This is a genomic window from Cryobacterium sp. PH31-AA6 (genome assembly GCF_030063195.1).
GTDB lineage: Bacteria > Actinomycetota > Actinomycetes > Actinomycetales > Microbacteriaceae > Cryobacterium.
This window is the reverse complement of sequence record NZ_JASISS010000003.1, coordinates 117994-135213: the sequence shown is the minus strand read 5'-3', so window position 1 is coordinate 135213 and position 17220 is coordinate 117994. Positions and strand designations below refer to the sequence as shown.

At 66.1% G+C, this 17220-nt stretch carries 15 protein-coding genes; 5 read left to right on the top strand and 10 right to left on the bottom strand.

Features of this window, described 5'->3' with window-relative positions; genetic code table 11:
* Window positions 1-1254: an exodeoxyribonuclease VII large subunit gene (gene xseA / locus QMG61_RS03995; RefSeq protein ID WP_283493039.1), complete on the bottom strand. Its 1254-nt coding sequence runs from the start codon at window positions 1252-1254 to the stop codon at window positions 1-3.
* 88 nt (window positions 1255-1342) lie between these two features.
* Here xseA and QMG61_RS03990 point away from each other — a divergent pair, with 88 nt between their 5' ends.
* On the top strand, window positions 1343-2383 hold the full coding sequence (locus QMG61_RS03990; RefSeq protein ID WP_283493166.1) for a 4-hydroxy-3-methylbut-2-enyl diphosphate reductase: 1041 nt from the start codon (window positions 1343-1345) through the stop codon (window positions 2381-2383).
* Between the two features lie 54 nt (window positions 2384-2437).
* Here the strand turns inward: QMG61_RS03990 and QMG61_RS03985 are convergent, their stop codons facing one another.
* Both QMG61_RS03985 and fbaA read right to left on the bottom strand, forming a co-directional pair.
* Window positions 2438-2989, bottom strand: a complete 552-nt coding sequence (locus tag QMG61_RS03985) for a DUF6264 family protein (RefSeq protein ID WP_283493038.1) — start codon at window positions 2987-2989, stop codon at window positions 2438-2440.
* Window positions 2990-3003: 14 nt separating this feature from the next.
* A complete protein-coding gene (gene fbaA, locus QMG61_RS03980; RefSeq protein WP_283493037.1) occupies window positions 3004-4029 on the bottom strand; it encodes a class II fructose-bisphosphate aldolase in 1026 nt (341 codons plus the stop codon).
* Window positions 4030-4272: 243 nt separating this feature from the next.
* Here fbaA and glpX point away from each other — a divergent pair, with 243 nt between their 5' ends.
* Window positions 4273-5205 (top strand): class II fructose-bisphosphatase, encoded by a 933-nt coding sequence (glpX, locus tag QMG61_RS03975; protein WP_283493165.1) that lies wholly within the window; start codon window positions 4273-4275, stop codon window positions 5203-5205.
* 125 nt (window positions 5206-5330) lie between these two features.
* Here the strand turns inward: glpX and QMG61_RS03970 are convergent, their stop codons facing one another.
* From QMG61_RS03970 to QMG61_RS03945, 5 genes are all read right to left on the bottom strand, one after another.
* Window positions 5331-6302: an alpha/beta hydrolase gene (locus tag QMG61_RS03970; protein WP_283493036.1), complete on the bottom strand. Its 972-nt coding sequence runs from the start codon at window positions 6300-6302 to the stop codon at window positions 5331-5333.
* A gap of 281 nt (window positions 6303-6583) precedes the next feature.
* Window positions 6584-9946 carry a pectate lyase-like domain-containing protein gene (locus QMG61_RS17420; RefSeq protein ID WP_349357864.1) on the bottom strand — a complete coding sequence of 1121 codons (3363 nt, stop codon included), beginning with the start codon at window positions 9944-9946 and terminating at the stop codon, window positions 6584-6586.
* A 225-nt stretch (window positions 9947-10171) separates the two neighbouring features.
* Window positions 10172-11635 (bottom strand): DNA recombination protein RmuC, encoded by a 1464-nt coding sequence (gene rmuC / locus QMG61_RS03955; protein WP_283493035.1) that lies wholly within the window; start codon window positions 11633-11635, stop codon window positions 10172-10174.
* Between the two features lie 93 nt (window positions 11636-11728).
* Window positions 11729-12331 (bottom strand): hypothetical protein, encoded by a 603-nt coding sequence (locus tag QMG61_RS03950; RefSeq protein ID WP_283493034.1) that lies wholly within the window; start codon window positions 12329-12331, stop codon window positions 11729-11731.
* A gap of 33 nt (window positions 12332-12364) precedes the next feature.
* Window positions 12365-12988 carry an exonuclease domain-containing protein gene (locus tag QMG61_RS03945; protein ID WP_283493033.1) on the bottom strand — a complete coding sequence of 208 codons (624 nt, stop codon included), beginning with the start codon at window positions 12986-12988 and terminating at the stop codon, window positions 12365-12367.
* Between the two features lie 86 nt (window positions 12989-13074).
* Between QMG61_RS03945 and ychF the strand changes: the two genes are divergently transcribed.
* From ychF to QMG61_RS03930, 3 genes are all read left to right on the top strand, one after another.
* A complete protein-coding gene (gene ychF, locus QMG61_RS03940) occupies window positions 13075-14148 on the top strand; it encodes a redox-regulated ATPase YchF (protein ID WP_283493032.1) in 1074 nt (357 codons plus the stop codon).
* Window positions 14149-14510: 362 nt separating this feature from the next.
* Entirely contained in the window at window positions 14511-15185 is a 675-nt protein-coding gene (locus QMG61_RS03935) for an SDR family NAD(P)-dependent oxidoreductase (protein WP_283493031.1), read from the top strand.
* Window positions 15186-15493: 308 nt separating this feature from the next.
* Window positions 15494-15889: a VOC family protein gene (locus QMG61_RS03930; protein ID WP_283493030.1), complete on the top strand. Its 396-nt coding sequence runs from the start codon at window positions 15494-15496 to the stop codon at window positions 15887-15889.
* A 154-nt stretch (window positions 15890-16043) separates the two neighbouring features.
* Here the strand turns inward: QMG61_RS03930 and QMG61_RS03925 are convergent, their stop codons facing one another.
* On the bottom strand, window positions 16044-16316 hold the full coding sequence (locus QMG61_RS03925; RefSeq protein WP_283493029.1) for a DUF2277 domain-containing protein: 273 nt from the start codon (window positions 16314-16316) through the stop codon (window positions 16044-16046).
* 117 nt (window positions 16317-16433) lie between these two features.
* On the bottom strand, window positions 16434-16859 hold the full coding sequence (locus tag QMG61_RS03920; RefSeq protein ID WP_283493028.1) for a hypothetical protein: 426 nt from the start codon (window positions 16857-16859) through the stop codon (window positions 16434-16436).
* Window positions 16860-17220: the final 361 nt, after the last annotated feature.

Here is a 17220-nt window from a genome sequence, read left to right as displayed (position 1 = left end):
CTATTTCGACGCAATCAGGTCGGCGGTCTCGTCGGCGGTGTCGCCCGGCTCGCCGTCCGCGATGGCCGACACGGTGCCGTCGGCCAGGGTGATCAGGAGTTTCGTGGTGGGCGGGGCCAGTTCGGGGCGGCGGAGCACATGGCCGTCGGGGAGCTGCACGATGGCGTAGCCCCGGTCGAGCGTTCCCTGGGGCGAGAGGGCGCGCAGTTGGGACCGCAGGTCGACGATCGTGGCGTCCGCCCGTTCCACCGCCCGGTCGACGAGTTCGGTGCCGCGCGCGACGTAGCGGGTGAGGTCTTCGGCGCGGGAGTCGATGATCCAACCACGGGAGCTCAGCACGGGCCGGGAGCGAAGCTGGCCGATCCGGTCAATTTCGGTGGCGATGATGCCGGTCAGTCGCGTGCTGATCCGGGCTCGGGCCTGCTGCACCCGGTTGAGCTCGTCGGAGACGTCGGGTACGACGCGCTTGGCGGCATCCGTCGGCGTCGACGCGCGAAGGTCGGCGACCTCGTCGAGCAACGGCCGGTCGGCTTCGTGGCCGATCGCGCTGACCAGCGGGGTGACACAGGCCGCGGCCGCGCGAACCACCTTCTCGTCGCTGAAGCCGAGCAGGTTCTGGAAGTCCCCGCCGCCGCGGGCCACGATGATCACGTCGACCTCCGGGTCGGCGTCGAGTGCCTGGATGGCCGCGGTCACCTCGTTCACCATCCGGTCGCCCTGCATCGCGGCATGGTTGACCCGGAATTTCACCGCCGGCCAGCGCAGCTGGGCGTTGCGGATGACGTCCTTCTCCGCATCGGAATCCTTGCCGGTGACCAGGCCGATGCAGTGGGGGAGGAATGGGAGGGGCGATTTGCGGGAGGCGTCGAAGAGTCCCTCGCCGGCCAGCTGTTTGCGCAACCGTTCGAGCCGTTCGAGCATGTCGCCGAGGCCAACGTGGCGAAGCTCGAACACCTGCATGGTGAGCGTGCCGCCCTTGATCCAGTAGTTGGGTTTGACCAGTGCGATCACCCGGTCACCCTGCTTGAAGTCGTCGGTGAGCCTGGCCTTGACAGAGGACCAGACCGTGAAACCCACGGTGGCATCCTCGGCGAGGTCTTTGAGCTTGCCGTAGACGTTGCCGCCGCTGACGCCCCACTGGGTGATCTCGCCCTCGACCCACGCGGTGCCGAGCCGTTCGATGTAGCCGCGGATCTTATTCGCGAGCAGCGCGACCGGCCACGGGGTCTCCACGGTGGGCGGTGCATCCTGCATCAATCGTTCCTCCCACAGCAGTCCGGCGCCGCACGCTTAGACTGTCAGCGTGACTAATCGTACGGATCTGCCCGTAATCGGCCTTGGCATGCCACGTATTCCGAGCAAACGCAACAGGCTCAAGGATACCCCCGTCAATGGGCAGAAGCGGGTGTTGCTGGCCGCCCCGCGCGGCTACTGTGCCGGCGTGGACCGCGCCGTGATCGCCGTGGAGAAGGCACTCGACCTGTACGGCGCGCCCGTTTATGTGCGCAAGCAGATCGTGCACAACGTGCACGTCGTCTCCGAGTTGGAGAAGAAGGGCGCCATCTTCGTCGAGGAAGTCGACGAGGTGCCGTCCGGCGCCCACATCGTCTTCAGCGCCCACGGCGTTTCTCCGGCGGTCGTCAACGCCGCTGCGGACCGTGGCCTGCTCGCCATCGACGCAACCTGCCCGCTGGTCACCAAGGTGCATCGGGAAGCGGTGCGCTTCGCCAGGGACGACTTCGAGATTCTCCTGATCGGCCACGAAGGCCATGAAGAGGTCGAGGGCACCGCCGGCGAAGCGCCGGAGCACACCACCCTCGTCGGCAGCCCCGATGAGGCCGACACCATCCAGGTGCGCAACCCGGAAAAGGTCGTCTGGCTGTCCCAGACCACGCTCAGCGTGGACGAGACCATGGAGACCGTGCGCCGCCTGCGCGCGCGCTTTCCCCTCCTGCAGGACCCGCCGAGTGACGACATCTGCTACGCCACCCAGAACCGCCAGGTGGCGATCAAGAAGATCGCCGAGGACTCCGACCTCGTGATAGTCGTCGGTTCGGCGAACTCGTCCAACTCGGTGCGCCTGGTCGAGGTGGCCCTGGAGTACGGTGCCCGCGCCGCCTACCGGGTCGACTACGCCAGCGAGGTCAAGCAGGAGTGGCTCGACGGTGTGGTCACGGTCGGGGTGACGAGTGGGGCATCCGTACCGGAGGAACTCGTGCACGAACTGCTCGAGGCGCTCGAGGATGCCGGTTACGGCAGCGTGCAGGAGGTCAAGACGGCCGAGGAGGACCTTCTGTTCTCGCTGCCGAAGGAACTGCGCAAAGACCTGGCCGGCAACAAGGATGCCCGCGGGCTCGGCGGCCGGGTCATCCGCATCGACTAGAAGTCGGCGGCGGCAGGCCGGTCCGGGGCGCACCGCCCCGACCGCTGCCTGCGGCTACGGCTGGCTGTAGAAGGTGAGCAGTGTCGGATCGGTGGCCAGGATCACGGACATGAAGACGAAGATCACCACGAACGAGACGACGGCGCCGATCAGCGGCAGATAGAACGCGCGCTTACCGCGTACGAGCAGCAGGATCGCGGTGGCCGCCGACGCGAGCCAGACCACGGCCTCCGCAATGCTTCCCGCGGTGATCAGCCCGGCCACGCCGGCTGCGGGGGTGTAGTCGCCGAGGTTCGACTGCGTGTAGAGCATCTGCACGGCGTCGGGCAGGGCTCCGAGGACGCCGATGGAGAAGAAGGTGGCGAGGAGCCCCAGGATCAGCAAGGACAGGGTGAGCGGTCGGTCCCAGGTGGGCACGCTGCCCGGAGCGCGGGCCGCGGACAGGTTCGATCCCGCCGTGGCCGGGGGTGCCGGCGGAGTCGGTGCGACGGCGTCGGGGGCTGGAGTCCAGCTCCAGCCCTCCGGCGCCAGTTCGCCGTACTGGGGGCGGGGCCGAGAATCCTCTGGCGGGGTCTCCGCCGGTGTCGACTGTGAATTCTCGGCCATCGTCATCCCTGGTGCTAGCTGTTCGAGTGTCCGGCGGAACCGAGCTGGCGGGTGGCCTCGGCGACGCGGGCGGCCATGGCCGTCTCGGCAACCTTGCCCCAGGCGCGCGGGTCGTAGACCTTCTTGTTGCCGACTTCGCCGTCAACCTTGAGCACGCTGTCGTAGTTGCTGAGCATGTAACCGGCGACGGCGCGCGTGAACGCGTACTGGGTGTCGGTGTCGATGTTCATCTTCACGACGCCGTTGGCAACGGCCTCGGCGATCTCGGCGTCGGTCGAGCCCGATCCACCGTGGAAGACCAGGTCGAGCGGCTTCGGGCCGGTGCCGAACTTGGCGGCGACGCCGTCCTGGATCTCCTTGAGCAGTTCCGGGCGCAGCTTGACGTTGCCGGGCTTGTAGACGCCGTGCACGTTGCCGAAGGTCAGCGCGGCCATGTAGCGGCCGTTCTCGCCCATGCCGAGCGCGTCGATCATGGCGAGAGCGTCGTCGAGGGTCGTGTACAGGTTCTCGTTGATGTCGCCCTCGACGCCGTCTTCTTCGCCGCCGACGGCACCGATTTCAACCTCGAGGATTGCGTTGATGTTCTTGGTGCGCTTGATGATGTCCTTGGCGATTTCCAGGTTCTCGCCGAGCGCGATGGCCGAGCCGTCCCACATGTGCGACTGGAAGATCGGGTTGCGACCGGCCTTGACCTCTTCTTCTGAGGCCGTGATCAGTGGAAGAACGAAGTCCTCGAGTGCGCCCTTCGGGCAGTGGTCCGTGTGCAGGGCAACGGTAACGGGGTAATTGTCGGCGACGGACTGCACGAAGCGAGCCATCGCGAGCGCACCGGATGCGCGGTTCTTGACCGTGTGGCCGGCGAAATAATCTGCGCCACCGGTGGTGACCTGGATGATGCCGTCTGAGCCGGCCTCGGTCAGACCCTGTAGTACGGAGTTAATGCTCTGTGAAGACGAAACGTTGAACGCGGGATACGCGAACCCATTCGTCTTGGCCTTGTTGAGCATCTCTGCATACTGGTCTGGGGTTGCGATGGGCATTGTTATATCTCCTCGGTTGAACCGTTTCGGTCCTTCAATACTACCGAGGGAGGGTGGTCGGGCGTACGAGACCGGGAGGCCGGATCGAGAACCCGGGCGCTAGGCTGAAGTCGGCAGCGCCGGTTCGCCGGCGCCGGCCCAACGACGGGTCACGCCACTGCCGCACTCTTCGTCCGGGAAGGACCATCTGTGAACAGCCCCGAAATCGCCCCCAATTTCACCCACCCAGACCGCAACCTGGCCATGGAACTGGTGCGCGCGACCGAGGCGGCCGCGATCCGCGCGGTTCCGTTCATCGGTCGCGGTGACAAGAACGCTGCAGACAAAGCGGCCGTCGACGCCATGCGCGTCTTCCTCGGCACCGTCAACTTCGATGGTCTCATTGTCATCGGGGAGGGCGAAAAAGACGAAGCTCCCATGCTCTTCAACGGCGAGCGTGTCGGAAACGGCCGCGGCCCGTCCTGTGACATCGCCGTCGACCCGATCGACGGAACGAGCCTCACCGCTGCCGGTCGCCAGAATGCTCTCTCCGTGATCGCCGTCTCGTCGCGCGGAACGATGCTCGACGCGTCCTCCGTGTTCTACATGGACAAGATCGTCACCGGAGGCGCCGGCCGCGGGGTCGTCAGCCTCGACCAGTCGATCGGCGACAACATCCGGGCTCTGTCCCAGAAGACCGGCAAGCCGGTCGGCGAGATGGTTCTCGCCGTCCTCGACCGTCCCCGCCACGCCGGCCTGATTGACGAAATCCGCAGCGCCGGCGCCGGCACCCGGCTGATGAGCGACGGTGACGTCGCCGGCGGCATCAACGCTGCTCGCTGGGAAACGCGCATCGACATGTGCGTCGGTATCGGCGGCAGCCCGGAGGGCATCACGACCGCCTGTGCGCTCAAGGCCATCGGCGGCTACATGCAGGGGCGCCTCGCCCCGAAGGATGATGCGGAGCGCGCTCTGGGTATCGCAGCCGGCCTCGACATCGACAAGCTGCTCGAACTCGACGACATGGTCAGTGGCGATAACACGTTCTTCGTCGCGACCGGCGTGACGGATGGCGGACTCGTCGACGGCGTGCGCCGGATGGGGCCGATGATCCGCACCGAGAGTATTGTGATGCGGTCGAAGTCCGGCACCACCCGCCGGGTGATCGCGGAGCACCTCGCTTCGAAGTGGCTTTAAGGCGTACCCCGCGGCCGCCGGGCTACCGGCTGCCAGCCTGAACGACGAGCGTCGCCGCGCGAGCGGCGGCTCTCGTCGTCGGTGGCATCACCCGGCATCGGTGGCCACGGTTCTGGTTTGCGCGCTCAGGCGCCGAGCTGGTTCTTGAGCCAAACGTGTGCGCGGGCTTTGTAGTTGATTGCGAGGTGCGTTTTGGCGGCGACGGATTCGAAGGCGTGGGGCGCGCCGGGAACGATGTCGAGTGTGCTGTCGACGCCGGCTGCGCGGAGCGCTTCGGCGTAGGCGCGGCTTTCGTCGTAGAACAGCTCGATGTCGCCCACTCCGATCCAGGTCGCCGGGAGGCCGGTGAGGTCGGTGTGACGGGCTGCGGCAGCATACGGCGGCAGAGCGACGGCGCCTGGTTCCTGACCGAGGTAGGCCATCCAGCCGGCTCGGTTCGACGTGTTGTTCCAGAGCCGGTGCTTCAGGACGTCGAGTTCGCGGCGTCCGGCCGTGCGGTCATCGAGCATCGGGCAGAAAAGCCATTGCGCGACCGGCTGGACGCCGCCCGCGTCATGGATTCGCTGAACCAGGGCCGCCGCCAGCCCGCCGCCGGCGCTCTGCCCTCCTATCGCGATCCGTGCCGGGTCCACGCCGAGGCCGACGGCGGATTCGAGCAGGTAGTTCCAGGCGAAGAAACAGTCGTCGAGCGCTGCAGGGAACGGGCCCCTGGGCGCAAGTCGATATTCGACCGACACCACGACGATTGCGAGACTGCGAGCGACTTCGGCCATGTGAAAGTCGTCCTGGGACGCCGTTCCGATGACCATGCCACCGCCATGAATATTCAGCAGAGCCGCCCCGTTCCCGCCACCGGGGGGTGTGAACACGCGAGCCGGTTGGCCGTTGGCCAGCCTCAGGACCTCGAAGGACACCCCGTCGAACTGTGCGGGTGTCTTCACCCGACTGAGCAGCCCGTTGATCACGGCGCGCCCTACGCTCGTCGTCACCGGGGGGTTCGGGATGAAGCGGAAGATGCTTCGGAGCTCCGGGTTGAGGAGGGAGGCCTTCATTTCCGCTCTTCTGTCGGGGACGAGGTAATAGACGATGCGTTCCATAACAGAATAGTGAGCGGAACAAGGGGACGACGCCCATGGCCACCTAGATGTAACTCCCAAGGACGTTGTGAACGGCGTGGCACTGACTCGAGCATCCGCCGCCGAGTCCGTCCTCGGATCGCTGCTGTTCAGGGCCATCACCCGCGGAGAAGTTCCAGCCAGCAACGCGGATGATCTGCCCGATCACCGAATCACTCACCGCAGGCGACCACGCGTGCCTGCGGTGAGTGATTCGCGGTGAGGTGGCCAGGGGGCCGACAGACCGCCCCGAGCCGTGTCGGTCAGGAAACGAAGGCTAGATCGTCGAGGTAGTAGGTCCGGTCCGCCACCATCGGCGCGTACCCACCGTTACCGAGACCGAAGTCGAAGAACACCGACACCTTGTTGTACGTGTTGGCCACGTTCAGGGACGCCGTCGGCTTCGTGAGGTCATAGCTCGTTGGGCCGTTGGGAATGTAGTGGGTGGACGGATCGCCGAAATCGAAGGTCAGTGTTTCCCACGCTCCGGATGTCGTCGTGAAGGCGTCGGTCTCGCAGTTGATGCCCGGGTTGCCGGCGTTCTCGACCTTCATCCGCACCCGGATGCCGGCAGCGGGGCTGTAGACCCGCATGGTCATCTTCGTGCTCGTTTGGGTGAACGGGATTGTCGGTACTGACTGATTGACGCCGGTGGACACCGTCGTGCCGCCCCACTGCTCCGATCCGGTGGTCTTGACCATCTTCGCAACGGAATTGGTGCCACCGGCCGGATCGGGCACGACGGCCCCGGCCGCGCCGTACAGACCGAAGTCGGTCAACATGTACTGGACGGCAGCATCATCGAACGAGATCTGCCAGTTGGTGGCAGGGGGTGGCGGCGGGGTTCCGTCGCCCGTCGGCGCGAGATCCAAATCGTCCAGATAGTAGGTCTTTCCGGTGCCGTCGGTACCGAAGTTAAAGAAGATCGAGACCTTGTTGTAGGTGAAGGCGAGGTTCAGCGCCGCGGTTCCAGGTGCTTGCTTCGCGAAGTCGAACGCCAGTGTCTCCCAGCCGCCGGCCACCAGGGTGGTGGCCTCAGTCTCGACCGACTGGGTGGGATCGGCGGCGTTCTCGACCTTCAGCCGCACCGGGATTCCCGCATCCGGTGACCACACCCGAGCCTTCAACATCGTATTGGTGGCACTGAACGCGATCGTTGGGACCGCCGTATTGGGCAGGGTCGAAACCGTGGTGCCCGCCCAAAGTGCGGCACCGACACCCTTGACGACCTGCGCGACCTTGTTGGCCGCATTGGTCGGGTCAGCCACGATGGTCGAGTCCGCACCTCCGAAGCTGGTCAGCGTCGGTGGGGTTGTCTCATCGAAGGTGATGACACTTCCCGACGGCGGCGGTGGCGGAGACGCGACCGTGTCGTAGGCCTGCTGAGCCGCCGCGGAGGTGGTGTTGGTATTGCCGGCCGCATCGCTGAACGTACCCGCGGCCACGCTGACGGAGATGGTCCCGGTTGAATTGGCCGGAGGAGCGACAACGAGCGTGGCGTGCGACGCGTCGACCCGAACGAACGCACCTGCGGTGCCACCGGCAATCACGACATCGTCGGCGGTGAAGCTCGTGCCGACCCCCTCGCTGAAGGTGAACGTGAAGGTGACGTCACCGGTCGCGGTCGCCGCAGCGACGTTATCGGTGATGGCGACCGTCGGGGCTGTCGTGTCCGGCACGGCAGGGTAGTCCGTCACGGTGACCGGAATGTCAGCGTTGCCGATGTTCGATGGCCCCCCGATGCCGTTGATCACGTTCGAGATCTCACCCATGCCCTTGTTGGGGTCGAGGAAGATCGTGGTCATGTTGTGCAGGCTCCCGGGGGCCAGGGTGTCAGGCACCTCGAACGCGTTCGCGGCGAAGATATCCACGCCCTGGTTGAAGAAGCTGTAGCTGCCCAACGCGGAAGCTTTGAACGTCTTGACCGAGTCGGCGACCTTCAGCGCGGACCAGCCGTTGACGCCCGGGGCCTGCATCCAGGCCGCCTGGCTCGGCGGGTCATAGGCCAACTCGTTCTGGAAGAAGACGATCTCACCGTCGTTGCCGTTCCAGATCACGTTGTGCTGCTGGTAGTGCTCAACGAAAAGCCCGGTCGCGGTCACATTATCGCCATTGACGACGACGCCGTTCTTGGCAGTATTGATGTTCCAGCCGACCGTACCCGCATTGCCGTGGTCTGCTCGCCAGGCCCAGATGTCATCCAGGATGACGTTGTCGCTGTTGACTTCAAGACTGACGTCGGCCTTGCCGACGTTCGGTCCGCCGATCCTGAAGAACACGTCCTGCAGGCCGGTCGGGTTGGACGGGCTGCTCGTCGCCTTCTTGTCCTTTGCGTTCTTCTTGTTGCTGCCGATCTGAAGCAGCACCGGCGAGTTCTTCGTACCCGCATCGATCGTGATGCCGGCGATGTCCACGCCCGGGACGTCGTCGACTGACATCACGACCGCGCCCTTCATCGCGGTCAACGTGGTGATGCCGATACCCAGCACGACGCTGTCGGCCTTGTGGACCTCGATCGTCTTGTCGATGGCGTACACACCCGGTGTAAAGAGCAGGTTCTTACCGTTCCCCAGTTGCTTGTTGATGGTCTGCACCGAATCGCTCGGCCTGGCCAGGTAGAACTTAGACAGTGGGATGCTGTGGCCCGGCGTCGAACCGTTCTCCCACGTCGGCCCGGACGAGTTGGTGCCGGGATCAGGGACGAACACCTTGTACTGAGCGTCGGTGTCGAGGTAGAGATAAGGCTTCTCTTGACTCGCCGGGGTCTTGTCGAGAGTGGTGTACGGGCCGCAGACGTCCTGGACCGCGGGGAAGCATTCCGCGGGTGCGCCGGCCACGCCGGAGAAAACCTGGTTCCAGACGCCGTTCGACCAGCCACCGACGCTGCTGTTGCGCACTATGTACTGCTGCTGGGACCCATTGATAACGAAGCCTGTCTTTGAATCGGCAATGAAGCCGCCGCTGGCAAACTGCGGACCATCGCTGCAGTAGTCCATCAACGACAGGTTGCCGCCGGTGATGTTGACCCGGCGCATCGGTGAGGCCTGCGATGCGGCCCAGAAGTTAGCCGAGGCTCGGCACCCTTCGCCGCCCGTGACGTTAATGGTGAGGTTCGACATCGAGCGCCAGAAGTTGTCCAGGGCGATGCATCCGGACGCCGGCCGGCACCGGTTGTAGACGTCCACGTGGCCGTTGATGGTGACGTCGGTCGGGTTCTTGCCCAACCCGGCCACTTCTGTGTAGTACCCCACCTGGATCATCAGCGGCTGCTCAGTGGTGCCATAAATCCCCGGCTTGAACAAAAGCGCGTACCGGTTGGTCCCCATTTCGTCGTTGATCTGCTGATCTCTGATCGCGTCGACTTCAGCCTGGATCTGGCTGGTTGGCATGCTCGGGTCGAAGATCCTCACATTGGGCCCGAAGTCCGGCTGAACAGAGCCTGGCTGGACAGAGCCTGGCTGGACAGAGCCCGGCTGGCCGGAGTCCGGCGGAGTCGGCGACGCTGCGAGGGCAGCCGATGTGCTGGTGAAGGAGAGCACTGCGACCAGCGCGGTGGTCGTGACCAGGGCGAACAAGCGGCGGCGGCGTTCCGGACGAGCGATGGAAGTGACATTCAACAGCGACATTGCTGGCCTGCTTTCTGCAGAGGGGAACCGTTATTGCACAGAGGATTGGAGGAGGGCTCTCGGTGGACAATAAAGCGGGAGCGCAGCCTCGACACAACCTCGACAAGGGCAAGGCGAGAGCGCTCTCAGGAAGAGGGTAGTACCCTCGCTCAGCCGAGTCAACAGAACGCGGTGACTCGGTGGAAACCGCTGTGTCGCGAGGGCCGTGTCTGGATTGGCGTTGGGTTAGCGGTCGTGATCGGCGTGGGACACGTCGAGGCCAGCAGGCTCCAGTTCCCCGGTGTCAAGATCCCGGGGGTCGAGATCACGGGCGTCGAGATCACGGGCGTCGAGATCACAGGGGTCGAGATCACGGGGGTCGAGATCCCGGGCGTCGAGTTCCGAGGCTTCCAGCTCGGCCACGAACTCCCAGGCCGCCAGCTCCCGGGTGCTCTCCTCGATGGCGGCCAGCGGCGCCAATACCTTCGACTCGTCCAGGGCGTTGAGTTTGCGAGCGGTCGGCAGCACCTGGCGTTCCATCGAGCCGACGAACCCGTTGTAGTCCTTCACCGTGCGTTCGATCGACCGGCCCAGCTTTTCGATGTGCGTAGCCGTGGTCGACAACCGGGCGTAGAGTTCCCGGCTCAGGTCGAAGAGCAGCTTCGCGTCGTGGGTGAGCACGTCCTGCTGCCAGGTGAACGCGACCGTCTTCAGCACGGACCAGAGCGTGACGGGCGAGGCGAGGGCGACGCGTTTGGAGAAGGCGAACTCCATGATCGACGGGTCTGCTTCGAGGGCGCTCGAGACGAGGGACTCGCTGGGAATGAACGCAATCACGATTTCGGGGGACGCCTCAAGGCCCTGCCAATAGGCCTTGCCGCCGAGGGTGGTGATGTGGTCGCGAACGGCCTTCACGTGGGCGGCCAGGAGCGTCGTGCGTCGGGCGCCCTCCGCGCCGGTCGCCGTCGCCGGAATCTGGCTCGCTTCCAGGAACGCGGTGAAGGGCACCTTGGCGTCGACCGCGATGTTCTTGCCGCCGGGAAGGTGCACGACCATGTCGGGGCGGCCGGCCCCGGCATCCGAGGTGATGCTCGACTGCACGTCGAAGTCAACCCGCTCAATCAGGCCGGCGGCTTCGACCACGCTGCGGAGCTGGGTCTCGCCCCAGACTCCGCGGGTATTGTTGGCGCGGAGGGCGGAGGCCAGGGACTCGGCCGTGCTGCGCAGGCGTTCCTCGGATTCGGTTGCGCTGCGCAGCTGCTGGCTGAGTTCGCCGTGCTGCAGGCTGCGCTGGGTTTCCAGCTCGGAGACCTTCTTCTGCATGTCGTGCAGGCTTTCACGCACGGGGGCGAGGGCCTGCAAGACGGTGCTTTCCCGCTGCTCGCGTTCGGTGCGCGCGGCGGCCTCTTCACGCTGCCGGTCGTCGACCTCGCGCGCCCGGCGCTGAGCCTCCGCAAGATTCTCGCGAAGGGCATCCGTCGTGGCCTGCACCGACGCGAGTTCCTCCCGGAGGATGGCGGACACGGCGGCTTCGGCGGAACGCAATTCGGCCAGCGCCACCTGGTGTCGCGCCTCGAGAACGGCGGGGTCCTCGGCCGGAGCGCCGGTGTGCGCTGCCTGCCCCCGCCGCTGCAACAGGACGACGGTGCAGAGGGCGCCGAGCAGGGCGCCGAGAATGACACCGAGAAGGAGAGTGAGCCAGGGATCCATGTCTCCACTCTGCCAGCGGCCACCGACATCGCCGGGTGCGACCCTCGACCGGCGCGAACTCGACCGGCGCGAACTCGACGGGAACGGCGGGCGCTACGACTCGAGCGCTCTGCTGTACAGGTCGGCATCGCGCCGGGTCGTCGCCGAGACGACGAGGTGCTCCTGGTTGATCCGGTGCGCGAAGTATCCGAGGTAGGGCATCTGGATGACGGTCGTGAGGCCGGCTCGCCAGGCGTCGGCCAAGGCGCCGATCACACGGTTCTCGGGGAGGTCGCCGGTGGGGGCGGCCATCGATGCCCGCCATCTCTCAGAGGCGCCGCGGTCGATGCCGGAATCCCAGAAATCCGACGGCCAGGTGGAGGTCGCCTCCCACAGCTCGTCGTCGGTGAGGGTATCGAGGAGGCGCTGGGTCGCCGCGTCGGGGGTGCTGACCGTGACGCTCGCCGGATCGAAGTGGCTCCAGGCCCGCTGCCACTCGGCCAGCCAGCGTTGGACCGCGGAATCGACGTCGAGGTTCTCCGGGCGTTGGGAGGAGCCGGGGTCCGGCTCGGAATCGAGCCGGGGAACGGAATCGATCTCCAGCTGCCAGGCGCTTCGAACGAAGAGCAGGTGGATCAGCGGCGGCCAACATTCCTCGACGCTGACCTGCATGTCGTGCGGCCACGGGTTGCCGGGCAAATCCTCAGAGGAGCGCATCCGTCGATTCTCCTCCGTCGAGCGCGGGCCGTGCTACTGCTGGTTCAGGGCCATCGGCCCGTGCGTCGACGCCCGCTCGCGGGTGGCGATCGGGCCGATCGCCCCGATCTTGACGCCGGCGATGCGGGCCAGGTCTTCGAGGGTGTCGGCGTCGTGCCGTTTTGCCGCGTGGATCATGATCGCGGCACACGCCTCGGCGTCGGCGAGGGCGTCGTGGTGGTTGAACCCCTCGAATCCCGCGGCCATCGCGGCCACCGGGAGTCGGTAGGAGTCGAGTTGGTAGGTGCGCCGGGCAACCTGCAGGCTGCACACGTAGGTGAAGTCGGGCACGGCGAGGCCGGCGACCGTCGACGCCCCGGAGATGACGCCGAGGTCGAACCCCGCATTGTGGGCGACGAGGTGGTCGCCGCCGGCGAACGCGACCAGGTCGGGAAGCTGCTCGGCCCAGGTTGCCGCGCCCACGACATCCGACGGACGGATGCCGTGGATCTTGATGTTCCAGGAGAGGAAGGCGTCGTGACCCGGCGCGGGCTGGATGAACCAGGCAACCCGGTCGACCACGATCCCGTCTCGAACCTTCGCCAGCCCGACCGAACAGGCCGAAGCGCTCGAAGAGTTGGCGGTCTCGAAGTCGATGGCGGTGAAGTTGACTGGCACCCCTTCATGCTCTCACGGGCCGCCGACAGGTCCTCCCTCGGCGCCGGAGCGCGACCGGCGGGGCCCAGCCGGTACCATGGACTCTCGTGGCTCTTACTATTGCAATCGTCGGACTGCCCAATGTTGGCAAGTCCACCCTCTTCAACGCGCTGACCAAAAACAACGTGCTGGCGGCGAACTACCCGTTCGCCACCATCGAACCGAACGTGGGCATCGTCAACCTTCCGGATTCCCGGCTCGCCGCGCTCGCCTCGATCTTCGGCAGCGAGCGGCTGCTGCCGGCGCCCGTGTCGTTCGTCGACATCGCCGGCATCGTGCGCGGCGCGAGCGAGGGGGAGGGGCTGGGCAACAAGTTCCTCGCCAACATTCGGGAGGCTGACGCGATCGCACAGGTCATCCGCGGTTTTGCAGACCCCGATGTCGTGCACGTCGACGGTGACGTCAACCCGGCCGGCGACATGGAGACCATCAACACCGAGTTGATTCTCGCCGACCTGCAGACCCTCGAGAAGGCCATCGCGCGCTTCGAGAAAGAGGTCAAGGGTCGAAAGATGCCCGCGATCGTGCTCGAGACCGCACTCAAGGCCCAGGCCGTGCTCGACGCCGGCAAGCCGTTGTCCTCCGCGACCCTCGATATCGAACCGATCCGCGAACTCGGCCTGCTCACCGCCAAGCCGTTCATCTACGTGTTCAACGTCGATGAAGACGTGCTGCAGGATGCCGGGAAGCTGGCCGCGCTGGCCGCGCTCGTGGCCCCGGCCAACGCCGTGTTCCTCGACGCCAAGCTCGAATCGGAACTCAGCGAACTCGACGCCGAGGACGCTGCCGAGATGCTCGCCTCCACCGGCCAGGCCGAGAGCGGACTCGACCAGCTCGCCCGGATCGGCTTCGACACCCTCGGCCTGCAGACCTACCTCACGGCGGGCCCCAAGGAAACGAGGGCCTGGACCATCCACAAGGGCTGGACCGCCCCGCAGGCCGCCGGAGTCATCCACACGGACTTCCAGAAGGGCTTCATCAAGGCCGAAGTCTTCTCCTTCGACGATCTGGTCGCCGCCGGTTCGATCGCCGAGGCCCGCGCGAAGGGCAAGGCCCGGATCGAGGGCAAGGAATACATCATGCAGGATGGCGACGTCGTGGAGTTCCGCTTCAACGTCTAGCTTCAGGGCAAGTGGCGTTCGCTGATGCCGGTGAGGGCTGTCTCGGCCATATGGTTCGAGCACGACCCCGTTGGGATCAACCTCTCGAGAACACCGACGAGTAAAATGCAGAAGTGGCGGACATCGTCCGTCGCGCGGGTGATCTGACCTCGCTCGAGGACCTCAGGCGCATCGCTTACGAGACCTTCGTCGAGTGGTTCGATGCTGATTCTGCCGGGCCGGTGAACGGATACGACGTCATCGCCCAGACGATTTGGAACTGGCCCCACCCGGCTGATCATGCCCTGCCGCCCGCCAGACCGCGCCCCGGTAAACTTTCGAACGGCCCTACCCGCCGTCATCATCGACCGAAGGAACTCACCATGCCAGTCATCGCAATCATCGGAGCTGGACCGGGACTCGGAGCAGCGGTCGCTCGTAGGTTCGGACGTGAGGGCTTCTCGATCGCCCTGATCTCGAGGGACCAGTCGAAGCTCGACGCCTTGGCCGCGGAGCTCGAAGCGGATGGCGTGACCGCCCGCGGTTACGCCGCGGACGTGCTGGAGACGGCGGCGCTCGAGGCCGCGCTCGCGCGTGCCGCCGCCGAGTTGGGTCCGATCACCACGCTGCAGTACAGCCCGCTCCCGTCGCGCGACTACCTGAAGCCGGTGCTTGACTTGACTCCCGAGCTGGCGCTGGAAGCGTTGCAGTTCTCAGCGCTCGGTCTCATCCGTGCGGTGCGCACGGTGCTGCCGGCAATGCGTGAGAGGGGCGACGGCAGCATCATCCTGATCAACGGCGGGACCTCGGTGAAGGCCCGCGCCGGCTTCGCCGGAACATCGGTCGCCTTCCCGGCCGAGAGCGCCTACGGCGAGATGCTTCACGACGCGCTCGAGGACGAGGGAGTCCGCGTCCGTCAGCTCGTCATCCCGGGAGGCATTCCCCAGCTTCAGCTGCCCAACGGCATCGACGACGTCGCCTCTCGCATCTGGGAGCTCCACGCCGCTGCGGGTCCCTTCCGCACCATGCTCATCCCGCTCGAGGACGGCAGGGAGTAGCGCTTGCGTTCCGCAACGCGCGATGAACCGCCACCCGGGGAGTTCCTCTTGAACGTGTAGCCCCGGATGCCGCGCCTCCCTCGTCGGGTCGGCTGCGGCATCCGCTTGTCGCAGCTGCGGTTTTGGCAGTCAGCGCCCGCCGTTGCGGTAGCGCCCTGCCGTTCAGGGCGCGGCTACGCCACCAGGCTGCCCGCTTCATGTGTGACTGGGCCCCTTGTTCGCCATGACCTTCGCCGGCCCGCAGCCCCGAAGCGTCGGCTGAGCAACGGCTTCTTGATCCGCGCCAGGTGCGTGTCTACTCTGGGTGGATGACCGGTCTCGTACCGTACCTTCGCTTCGATGCCTCTGCCCGTCCAGCGTTGACCTTCTACCGCGATGTGTTCGGCGGCGAGCTCGTGCTGCACACCTTCGCCGATTTTGGCCGCACCGATGGTCCACGCGGAGCAATCGCCCACGGCGTGCTGAACGGCCGGGTCGTGTTGTTCGGCGCTGATGCGGGCGCGGACGATCCGCCGCTCAATCTCCAGGGGATCATGTTGTCCCTATTGGGCACAGCTGATCCTGCGACCCTCGAAGTGTGGTTCGCCGCGCTGGCAGAGGGGGGCGTCGTGGTCGACCCACTCCGCGAGAGGCCGTGGGGTGCCCACGACGGCCAGTTGGTCGACCGCTTCGGGGTGCCCTGGCTCATCGGATACGAGAACTGACCGGCGCGTGGAGGGCGAGGTGTCGCCCGTGGCACAGCTCAAGATCCGACCTGAGGTAGCCGCGACATCCGCGTCTCACCGCGCGGTTTCGGCGGCCCGCGCCCGCCGTTGCGGTAGCGCCGTGCCGCTCCAGCGCGGTAAGTGGCGCAGTGGGCTACGCCGCAGCGAACCGTTTCGCCGAGCGGGCCTTCGCCTTCGCTGCCTCTTCGTCGCGGTTTTTCGGTGGAGCCGTGCTGACCAGATCCTCGAGCAGGTGCCGAGAAATGTGTGCGATCTCCTCGACGGCCCGATCGAACGCCTCCGCGTTGGCCCGGGACGGCTTGGTTGCGCCGCTGATCTTGCGCACGAACTGGAGGGCCGCAGCGTGCACCTCGTCGTCGGTGGCGGCGGGCTCGAAATTATGCAGCGTGTGGATGTTCCGGCACATGCACCAAGAATAACGAGCCGACCGCATTTCGTCACTGGGGCGGGCCCGCCTAAACCAGCCACGCACGCCAGCGTTGCTCACCCCCCGAGCAATCTTCGCGCGCTGCGGCGACCAGGTTCAGTGGGTCTTCAGGGTGGATTCCATCGTGGGTTGGCCCAGCGTGCCACCGACGTGGCACAGAACGGCCAGAAAATCGAAGTCGCCTGACGGCTCCAGCTTCACCTGCACATTGAAATACTGCTGATCGGATTCCCACGTCACCAGTTCCGGAACATCCGCGTCGGCGAGGGGCACGACCAGTGCATCCGGGGCCACCGTCCGTGCGGTCTCTCGTGCCACGCCCGCGCACAGGGCCCACGCTTCCAGAGCCGAGACCGGATCAGCCGCGGCCTGAGCGACGGGCGCCGCAGCTGGAGTCGCCGTCACGGTAGCGGTCACGGTCGGACCTGCCGTTGGGGCCGTCGGCGCTGCCGAGCACCCAGACAGGAGCCCCATCATCGTGGCTGAAATGGTGACGGCGGTGGCGAGCGGGCGTAGCTTCACAGCGGCCTCCTTGTGAGAGTGGCAATCAGCTCACCCTAGCGCCGACGGATGACCCACTCCGTGATGCCGAGATCGACCAGCCAGGCGGTGCCCATCACCACGGCTCGCGGTAGCTCGGCGGCGTGGCCGAAAACGATCTATGCGAGCATGAGCAGGAGCGCCGGAGTGCCCGCTCCCACTCCGATAGCGCGTAGGCGCGGGTCATCCTTCCAAAGGCCGGAGACAGCCGTGAGGAGCCCCGCGGGAATGAGCACGCGGCCGGCAACGCGATGACACCCGGTCGATCTGGTGATTGTGCGGTCAAGTCGTGCCCGGTTTATGCGTGATAGTTGAACGAAGCGGAGCAGACTCCGCGAGAAGG

Coding starts and splice junctions, on each gene's coding strand:
- xseA (WP_283493039.1), bottom strand. CDS start 1,254: ATGCAGGATGCACCGCCCACCGTGGAGACCCCGTGGCCGGTCGCGCTG.
- QMG61_RS03990 (WP_283493166.1), top strand. CDS start 1,343: ATGCCACGTATTCCGAGCAAACGCAACAGGCTCAAGGATACCCCCGTC.
- QMG61_RS03985 (WP_283493038.1), bottom strand. CDS start 2,989: ATGGCCGAGAATTCACAGTCGACACCGGCGGAGACCCCGCCAGAGGAT.
- fbaA (WP_283493037.1), bottom strand. CDS start 4,029: ATGCCCATCGCAACCCCAGACCAGTATGCAGAGATGCTCAACAAGGCC.
- glpX (WP_283493165.1), top strand. CDS start 4,273: ATGGAACTGGTGCGCGCGACCGAGGCGGCCGCGATCCGCGCGGTTCCG.
- QMG61_RS03970 (WP_283493036.1), bottom strand. CDS start 6,302: ATGGAACGCATCGTCTATTACCTCGTCCCCGACAGAAGAGCGGAAATG.
- QMG61_RS17420 (WP_349357864.1), bottom strand. CDS start 9,946: ATGTCGCTGTTGAATGTCACTTCCATCGCTCGTCCGGAACGCCGCCGC.
- rmuC (WP_283493035.1), bottom strand. CDS start 11,635: ATGGATCCCTGGCTCACTCTCCTTCTCGGTGTCATTCTCGGCGCCCTG.
- QMG61_RS03950 (WP_283493034.1), bottom strand. CDS start 12,331: ATGCGCTCCTCTGAGGATTTGCCCGGCAACCCGTGGCCGCACGACATG.
- QMG61_RS03935 (WP_283493031.1), top strand. CDS start 14,511: ATGCCAGTCATCGCAATCATCGGAGCTGGACCGGGACTCGGAGCAGCG.
- QMG61_RS03930 (WP_283493030.1), top strand. CDS start 15,494: ATGACCGGTCTCGTACCGTACCTTCGCTTCGATGCCTCTGCCCGTCCA.
- QMG61_RS03925 (WP_283493029.1), bottom strand. CDS start 16,316: ATGTGCCGGAACATCCACACGCTGCATAATTTCGAGCCCGCCGCCACC.